Raw genomic sequence first — 8375 nt, 5'->3', positions numbered from 1 at the left:
AACGAAAGACTATCGAAACCCGGCGCTTGCTTCACCGAAGATCCGCCGCATAATCAGACCAACCAGATGTGCCAGACCCTCTCTTAGATCAGGCCGCCAACTGGCCCAAAAACTCTGACGACGGACATGAAGCGCCCAGCAAATGAGACTCATAGTCTGTAGATTATAAGTCTACAAGACTGCTCTCTCCGGCCATGGCAATACGCAAGCTAGTAGGTCGAAACCTGAAGCGTTTCAGGGAAGCAGCGGGGCTCTCGCAGGAGGCTCTGGCTTTTGAGTGCGGCCTGCACCGTACATACGTTAGCGGAGTTGAGCGCGGCGTAAGGAACCCGACTGTTGAAGTGCTGGAGAAGCTAGCTGAACCGCTTGGCATTCCGGCATGGAGGCTGTTGGTGCCCCCCCCCCCCGATGATCGGCCAAACTAAGTAAATCCTCTGATATTAAAAAAACTGAGTACCCCGGCTAACCTGCTAAGGCCCGCCGAGGTTAGAGGCATGGTATCTTCTGGGTCAACACGTATTCCGCCAGCCGAGCCTATTGACGGAACCGACCTCAATGCAGTCGAACGATCAGAGCAAAACATCTCAATTGATAACCTATACCGCGTGGCTGAGGGTCTTGGCGTGGAAAGCTGGCAGCTCCTGCGGTCTGACTGACCGGTCCGGCAGGCACGGCAAAGTGTAGGCCCAAGCCCCAGACGAGAAAGGCCCACCGCCATCCTGAGGACAGAGGTGAGCCAAGGTTTAGTTAGCAAGTAAAGGGCTTCAGTTTCCCTTCAGCTATCAGCGCAGTCACAGTTGGCATTCGACCGACGGTGTAGTGGCGACCATCGGCGGGGATGAATACCGTGGTCTGGGTTCGGTCGGCATGGTCGAGGTCAGCCAGACTTACGCCTGAGTGGGTCTCGAACTCTTCGAACAGGTCAGTCCCATCGTCGGTGTTGTCCAGGAAGTAGGCACGGCTACCGTCGACGGCGATGACTTCGAATGCGGCATCAAGTTGAGTGGTCATGAAATTTCCTCTCTTTGGCCCCCGTAGCGAAGACAGACAGATCGGTACGGGCTCCTTGTTATTGTTATCGTTGAGCCTCCTGGTGGGGAGGGAGGCCTATCTAGTGTTAGCGCTATCTCTTTGCAAGAGGTTTTGGCTGGCTCCGATAAAAAAAGCAAAGTGGAAGCCCCGGCCAGCACGAAGCCAGCCGGGGTTAGGTTCAAGGTATCCTGCGAGTCAGCACGTATTCCGCTAGCCAAGCCCAGTAAGCCGCAGCATCGGCAAACCCCTGTGACCGGGCCGCGACGTCCTCAGCCGCCCTACGAGAAAGGCCGCCATCGTATTCAGCGATAGCGGCCCTCTCCTCGAAGTCGTCAATGTCCGGTACGGTCCCGGTATTTTTGGGGGAGTGTCGAGGAGGGGCGCGCTGTTGCAACGGTTTGGCGCGCTGCGAACCGACCCTGGCCCTGTCATGGGCTAGCACTCTTGCCCGTTGATCCGACCGCATCGCGTTTAAGCTGATCCCGCTCCCGTAATACGTTCGTAAAATAATAGAAAATTGCATATTTTTAATGGATTTCATTTAGTGAGAGATTGGTGGCCTCGCTTGGGGCCGAATCTTTTAATGTTTTCAGTGGTTGCGAGGCTGTTATGATAAAGGAGCACGAAGAGGCGCTGTCGAAGTTTGGCTTTGAGGAAGTCGTGAAAAAATATCTGATTGAGGGCGGAGAATTGGTTGTTCCGCTGTTGCCTCAGGTTTTGGATCGTTTTTATGGTGTCGTAATGGATGATCCTGAAATGGCGCGTTTTTTTCCAAATCAGGAATTGATGGATCAGGCGAAGCTTGGGCAGCAAAAACACTGGGAGATGTTGTTGTCGGGCGCGTTTAGCGAAGAGTATTTTGCAAGTGCCTATCGGATCGGCCGAATCCACCCCCGCATCGGCTTGCCATTTTTGTTCTATCTTTCCGGCTATGCGCAGGCGGTTTCGCACATTCAGGAGCTTCTTCTGGAGCGGAACCAGGGTATTTTAGGTCTGTTTAGAAGGCACAATGTTCCAAAGATCGTAAGCGCCCTGACTCGTGCTTTTTCGCTGGATACTCATCTGGTTCTGGATGCGCATTTTTCTGCCGAAAAGGAAGAGCAGGAAACGGCTTTTGCGCATCTGACGGCGGGTGTCGACCGGATGGCGGCGCGGGATCTGACACAGCTTATCCCCGGGCCGGAGGCAAGCGACTACCCTGAACGCTACGATCCGGTGCGCAAGGCCTTCAATGGGTTGATCTGTACTCAGCGTGATGTGCTGCATACCATCCAGGATGCGGCCTCCCGGTTGAACATTCGCGCCAATGAGGTGGTCCAGTCGGCAGAGGATCTGTCACAGCGTACGGAATCCCAGGCGGCGACCTTGGAAGAAACAGCGGCTGCGGTCGAGCAGATTACCGTGAGCATGCATGCGTCGGCCGATGCGACATCGGAAACCACCAAGATCGTCCATAGCACCCGAGACGGGGCCGCGCGCGGGGGCGAGGTGGTTCAGAGCGCCATTCAAAAGATGCAGGATATCGAGGATTCATCGCATCAGATCTCTCAGATCATCAATGTGATCGATGATATCGCCTTTCAGACCAACCTACTGGCACTGAATGCCGGGGTGGAGGCCGCAAGGGCGGGGGAAACCGGCAAAGGTTTTGCCGTGGTTGCCTCTGAAGTACGAGCGCTGGCGCAAAGGTCAGCGGATTCTGCAAATGAAATCAAATCACTGATCAATGTCAGTGCGGGCCACGTGGAGGGAGGAGTGACGCTGGTTAATGATACCGGCGAGGCTTTGACCATGATCCGCGGTGATATTGGCCGGACGGTCGAGTTGACGTCGGAAGTCGCCAACTCAGCACAGCAGCAATCCACTGGTCTTGGTGAAATCAACGTCGGTGTGTCGCAACTGGATCAGGTGACGCAGCAGAATGCGGCAATGGCGGAACAGGTGACGGCGGCGGCGCTCTCCATGACCGAGGACGTCGGCAGGCTGAACACGCTGATTGGATCCTTTGATATCGGAAGGCCGACAATCGGTTGCGCTGAGGCAGAAGCCATGCCGGAGAGCACCTCTGCTGCCAATTTGCGGGCTGGTTGAAGTCTGCTCAGAGCTGCGAACCGGTAGCGGCAGCCTGAACGGTGGGGCGGGACAGACCCGCCCGCGAACCCTGCTGAGCCTCCCGCTATAGGGCGACGTTCCTAGTCGTCTTCTTCCTCGGGGCGCTGTTTGATTGTGAAATGTATCGTGGTGCCGACGTCGGTATCGGCGGCGCACCAGATTTCCCCATCATGGCGTTCGGCGATCTTGCGACAGGTGGCAAGGCCAAGCCCGGTGCCAGGCAATTCTTCGGTTTGCTGCAGACGGCGGAAGGGTTCGAAGATTTTGTCGCGGAAATCTTCAGGCACCCCGACGCCATTGTCCGCTACCGTGAACTGGATCCCGTTTGGAATTTCGGCGGCAGAGACTGAAATGACCGGGCTGGAAGGGCCAGCGTATTTGATCGAGTTCCCGATCAGGTTCTGCAGCAGCTGCGCGACCTGCGGCGCGATGCAATCCACCGACAGCCCGTTGGCCTTCCAACGCACCTCGGCGCCGCTTTCCGAAATATCCTTGGCCAGAGCTATCTGGGCGCGTTCAAAAAGGTTTTCCACGGACACCTTCTCTTGGTTGGAGGGGCCATTCAGGTTGATGTGGCTGGCAAGACTTTCGATCAGCTCGGACATGCGCCTCACCGAAAGTTTCATCATTTCGAATTCCCGGGCCACCTCATCCATATTGCCGCTCTCGAAATCCTCGATGATCTGTTCGCTCAGAAACTCGATGGCGCGGACGGGAGCCCGCAGGTCATGCACCAGAACATCCGAAAACAGGCTCAGCTCCTGCCGGTGTTCTTCCAGTTTCCAGCGCATCTTGGAGAGCTTTATGCCGTTTTCGATCATCCGGTTCAGCGCCGTTTCGGTCATGATCGATTTTGGAATGTAATCAGACGCGCCTTGCAGAATGGCGCTCTTGGCGATTTCCTCGTCTCCCTGGCCGGTCATCAGGAAAATCGTCGCCTTTGGCCATGTCTTTGAAAAATGTTCCAGAAGCTCCAGGCCGGACATGCCGGGCAGCAGGTAGTCCAGGAAAATGACATCGATGTTGTCATCCGTGTAATCCAGCGCCGCCTGTCCGTTGCTTGCTTCCCGGAATGACCGCTTTCCCGCCGGAGCCCGCAGCAGCCTTCGGACCAGCTTGCGATCACCCTCATCATCGTCCACGATCATAATGTCGAGCATTTGAAAATTTTCCTTTTGTGCCTGCTCTAAATTTCCGGAATTTCGACGACGCGCCAATAGTTGTCCAAGGTTGTCATCAGATTCAAGAACATATGTCCGGCGCGGGCTTTGACAATATAACCTGCAACATTGTTCAGATAGGCCATTTCAATATCACGTTCATCATCCGATGTGGTCAACATAAAAATAAGCGTTTTGCGAAGCTGGGGGTCTTCTCTGATTTTACCCAGTAATTCCAAACCATTCATGCGTGGCATATTAATGTCGCATAAAACGACAAAGGTTTTTGGGGGGGTGGTTTCCAGATTTCCACGTAAAAACGCCAGCGCCTCTACCCCATCTTTGAAACGGGTAATCGGATTTGCAATCTTCGCTTTCTTAAAGGCGCGTCGCAAGGCTTTGGCGTCGCCATCATCGTCTTCGACTAGCACGATATTAAGCGCTTTTTCGGATTGGAGGGCGACGGTGTTCATATCAATTCTCCAACGATGTGCTGTCCGGCCCGGTGGGCCAGTGCAGGATAAAGGTTGTGCCGGATTTGCCGTCCGAGTCGATCTTGATCGTGGCGCCGACCAGCCCGGCATGTTTCTTGACGAAGGCGAGCCCCATGCCGCTGGTTTCGACCTCGTCACGGGGTTTCAGGGTCTGGAATATTTCGAATACCTTCTCCTGGTATTCCTGCGGAATGCCGGGGCCATCGTCGGCGACCCGGAACTCAATCTCTTCGGGGCGGTGCGTTAGGTCTATCCAGACGTGCCCATCGGATTTGTCATGATGCCGTATGGCATTGCTGATGAGGTTGAGGAGAACAATCTGCAAGGGAAGGCGCTGAACCTTGATCTGGTCGAACGCGTCGCAGAACTGCACTGTGAGGCCCTCGGGTATGTCCAGAAGGTCGGTCAACTCCTCGCGCAGCTCGGCTCCGGTCACGGAGGTGCTGCTCGCCTTTTCCCGGCCAATCCTGGAATGCTGCAACAGATCGTCCAGCAACCGCTCCATTCTGGTGGCGCGGTTTTGCAGCAGGTCCAGGCTTTCCTGGGTGTCTTCGGTCAGATGCGGGGCAAGATCTTCGGCCAGCCAGGAAGCGGCATTGTTGATCACCCGCAGTGGCGCCTTGAGATCGTGCGACGCGACGTAGGCGAATTGATCCAGTTCCGCATTGGAACGTTTCAGGGCGCTGATCAGGCTGTTCACCTTTTCATCGGCGGCCTTTTGCGGGGAGATGTCGCGGATCATCCCGATGTATCTTGATCCGCCGGAATAGACTGCGTGGCTGACCGCAATGCCAAGCGGGATCTGGCTGCCATCCTTGCGGACGCCGAAGATTTCGCGGTTCTTGGCCATCTGCTTTGGGTGCCCGGTGAGCAGGGAGCGCGCCACGTGAAGATGGTGTATGTTCGCGTCTGCTGTGGGCATCAGCATAGTCACGTTCTGGCCCACGACCTCTTGCGCGGTATAGCCGAACAACTCTTCCGCAGCAGGGTTCATATCCTCGACTGTGCCATCGGCATCGATGGTGATGATCCCGTCCGCCGCGCCGTTGAGGATGGCATCCAGGCGGTTTGCCTCCTCAATTCTGGTATTGATCATTTCCGAAAAGCTGAGCGCGAGATCGGAAACCTCATCATTGCGGCTGGTTTCAAAATCCACCGGTTCCGCGCTTTGAATCTTGCTGCGGATTTCGTGGTTGAGCCGGGTCAGGGGGGAGAGCAGGCGCGATGCGGGAAAGGAGGCCGCTAGCGCTGCCATCGCGGCCAGCAGCATCGACAGGCCGGCGGTCGTGCGCAGCTCCTGAAATGCAGGGGCAATCAGGATCTCATGCGGGGCGATGGTCAGAATGTTCAGCCGGAACGGCGTCGCGTTCTGTTGTCCCAGCACGGCCGAGAGATATCCCATGTCATTTGATCCGGTTTCAAAAAACGCTCCTTCATCGTTGGACGTAAGCCGGTCGGAATAGGGCGGTGGCTGCCAGTCCGGATCCTGATGAAAGGCGAGTGGAGAGCTTTGGGCCTCGCCGTGATAGGAGATGTAGTCGAAGTTGTTGCTGACCGCGTAGACCTGAAACCCGGGGGCAACAGAGAGTTCGGCGCTCTGCAGCAGGGGTTCAGCGTCGGCGTTGATGACGATCGCACCAAAGATGTCCCCGTCGCTGTCCTGCAACGGTCGAACCACCCGGATGGTGGGAGGCCCAACGACGCGGCCGTTTTCCCGGTTATAGGTTACTTCTGAAAAATACACCTCGCTGACGCCACGCTCTTTGATGGGCTGCAGATAGGGCTCATTTCCCTTGATCTGGAGTTCGCCAGCGGGGACGACGATCAGCTCCTCGTCAATGCGGTTGACCCGCACCAGTTCCTTCCAGTTGCCTTCTTTCACCAAGAGCCGAACTTGCGAATATTTCGGCCTTGTCCCGAGGAATTTCAGGAAAATGTCCGATACGCTCTCGGTCCAACCCTCGGTGGATCGGGCAGCGCTGGCCCCCGGAACGTTGGGCTGTTCGTCGCTGAACCGCACCGCGCTGGGTTGTGTGGCAGTGGGTGGTGTCACTGTGGTCTCGGTCTGGTCGGGCGCAGGGGCAGTGGCTGTCCGCGTCAGCCCTGCGAGGCCGACCGCCTGCGGGACAGAGGCGAGAATTCCAGTATCCAGCTCCATCATGTAGAGCACGCTGTCGATCCGCTGTGCGTAGATGTCGCCGGCCCGCTTCATGCGTTCGCGGGTGGCTGTTTTTACCGTTTCCAAGGAGTGGAAATAGCCATAGGCGGAAAAGATCGTCAGTGCCAGCCCAGTGGACAACAGGACAACCAGGGCTATCCGCGTTCGCAGTGTGACGCGCCTACGGTGTGGCATCGGGGCTCTCGTTCGTTAGCTTATGTCTCGCGTTGGTCGCTCCGGGAATTGTATCCGGGCAAACGGGTGTTTATCGGCCAGGTACCGCCTTGGCACTGCACTGCAGGCGCGCAAGAATCCAAATTAGCGGAACAGGGCTTGATGCATATTATTTGCTGATCAAGGGCCGCTTGCGCACGGGCACGCCGCGGGCTGCAGCCACCACGCTCACCAGATCATCGACGAGTACCGTCAGATCCTTGCAGCCACGTTCCAGCAGCGTGAAATTCGACAGGATGACCGGATCCAGGGTCTGGTCTGCTTTCTCGATCGCTTTCAGGCCGCGCAGGGTGGCCAGGGTCTTGCTCAGGATCTCACGCATTTCCGGGCCGCAGGTCAGCATGAACCGCTCGATCACTTCGCCAACCGAGCGCTGGAAGGCCTGTGCTCCTGACAGGGCGGAAAACAAAATGCGCCGCTCGATTGCGGATGTCACGGATTTGATCAGCGCTGACACTGTCAGCTCTTCCTTGACGATGTAATCCGCGCAGCCGTTTCGCATCGCCTCGACCGCGGTATGGTGGGAGGTGACGCTGGTCAGCATGATTGGGATTGCGTCGGCCTGGTCTTCATGGGCAATCAGCGCCTTCAGCGCATCCAGCCCGGTTTCCATGCCCAGATTATGATCAAGGAACACAATATCGAACGTGTTCTGGTCCAGTTCCCGGCGCATGTCTGCGACGGTCGCGACCTCTGTGAACTCGATCTGCAGTCCTGCCTTCTTGCAGGTTTTGATCAAGCGCAATCGGTCGATCGGATCGTCATCCAAAGTCAGCGCAGTCAAAGGTTGCTGTGCTTCCTGAGGGACCTCTTCAGGAACTGTGGAACTGATGGTTTCTTCGTCAATGTCATTCGTCATACCGGATCACCTTCTAACTAACATCGGGGATCTATGGCACTTCAGATCGCCCGGGAGTGGGCTTGGCCGACGTTCAACCCCTGACACACATTGGGGTACCCTGTCACTATTCGCCACAGTGGCTAACAATCTGTAAAACGCGCTGCGGCGGCGGGTGGCCGTAAGCAGGGTATTCTGGAGGGGTTTTCGCTGCAGGGCAGTAGGGTCTGTGGACATTCAGGATTCCCAAGCTGGCTGAAATCTGATTCAAGCTTCCAAAATGGAGGTTTGAATGAACGAAGAGCGGTTTGTGTTGACAGATGAGGTCTGGGTCCGCCTTGCGCCCC

The 8375-nt window shown here is 56.4% G+C and carries 7 protein-coding genes; 2 read left to right on the top strand and 5 right to left on the bottom strand.

Features of this window, described 5'->3' with window-relative positions; genetic code table 11:
- The first annotated feature begins 194 nt into the window (after window positions 1-194).
- The gene (locus AAFO90_RS23265) at window positions 195-425 is read left to right on the top strand and encodes a helix-turn-helix transcriptional regulator (protein ID WP_347510957.1); all 231 of its coding nucleotides are present in this window, start codon (window positions 195-197) and stop codon (window positions 423-425) included.
- A 322-nt stretch (window positions 426-747) separates the two neighbouring features.
- Here AAFO90_RS23265 and AAFO90_RS23260 read toward each other — a convergent pair whose 3' ends face one another.
- Window positions 748-1011: a hypothetical protein gene (locus tag AAFO90_RS23260; protein ID WP_347510956.1), complete on the bottom strand. Its 264-nt coding sequence runs from the start codon at window positions 1009-1011 to the stop codon at window positions 748-750.
- Window positions 1012-1641: 630 nt separating this feature from the next.
- Between AAFO90_RS23260 and AAFO90_RS23255 the strand changes: the two genes are divergently transcribed.
- Window positions 1642-3123 carry a globin-coupled sensor protein gene (locus tag AAFO90_RS23255; RefSeq protein WP_347510955.1) on the top strand — a complete coding sequence of 494 codons (1482 nt, stop codon included), beginning with the start codon at window positions 1642-1644 and terminating at the stop codon, window positions 3121-3123.
- Between the two features lie 101 nt (window positions 3124-3224).
- Here the strand turns inward: AAFO90_RS23255 and AAFO90_RS23250 are convergent, their stop codons facing one another.
- The 4 genes from AAFO90_RS23250 to AAFO90_RS23235 all read right to left on the bottom strand — a co-directional run bounded on the left by AAFO90_RS23250 (window position 3225) and on the right by AAFO90_RS23235 (window position 8049).
- On the bottom strand, window positions 3225-4304 hold the full coding sequence (locus tag AAFO90_RS23250) for an ATP-binding protein (protein WP_347510954.1): 1080 nt from the start codon (window positions 4302-4304) through the stop codon (window positions 3225-3227).
- Between the two features lie 26 nt (window positions 4305-4330).
- Window positions 4331-4777 (bottom strand): response regulator, encoded by a 447-nt coding sequence (locus tag AAFO90_RS23245; RefSeq protein ID WP_347510953.1) that lies wholly within the window; start codon window positions 4775-4777, stop codon window positions 4331-4333.
- A 1-nt stretch (window position 4778) separates the two neighbouring features.
- Window positions 4779-7151, bottom strand: coding sequence for a PAS domain-containing sensor histidine kinase (locus AAFO90_RS23240; RefSeq protein ID WP_347510952.1), 2373 nt, complete (start codon window positions 7149-7151; stop codon window positions 4779-4781).
- Window positions 7152-7299: 148 nt separating this feature from the next.
- Window positions 7300-8049: a response regulator gene (locus AAFO90_RS23235; RefSeq protein ID WP_274830175.1), complete on the bottom strand. Its 750-nt coding sequence runs from the start codon at window positions 8047-8049 to the stop codon at window positions 7300-7302.
- Between the last annotated feature and the right edge of the window lie 326 nt (window positions 8050-8375).

This window comes from Phaeobacter sp. CAU 1743, assembly GCF_039839315.1.
Taxonomy (GTDB): domain Bacteria; phylum Pseudomonadota; class Alphaproteobacteria; order Rhodobacterales; family Rhodobacteraceae; genus Phycobacter; species Phycobacter gallaeciensis_A.
Note: the sequence above shows the minus strand (reverse complement) of the source record. Positions and strands in the feature narration are given on the sequence as shown.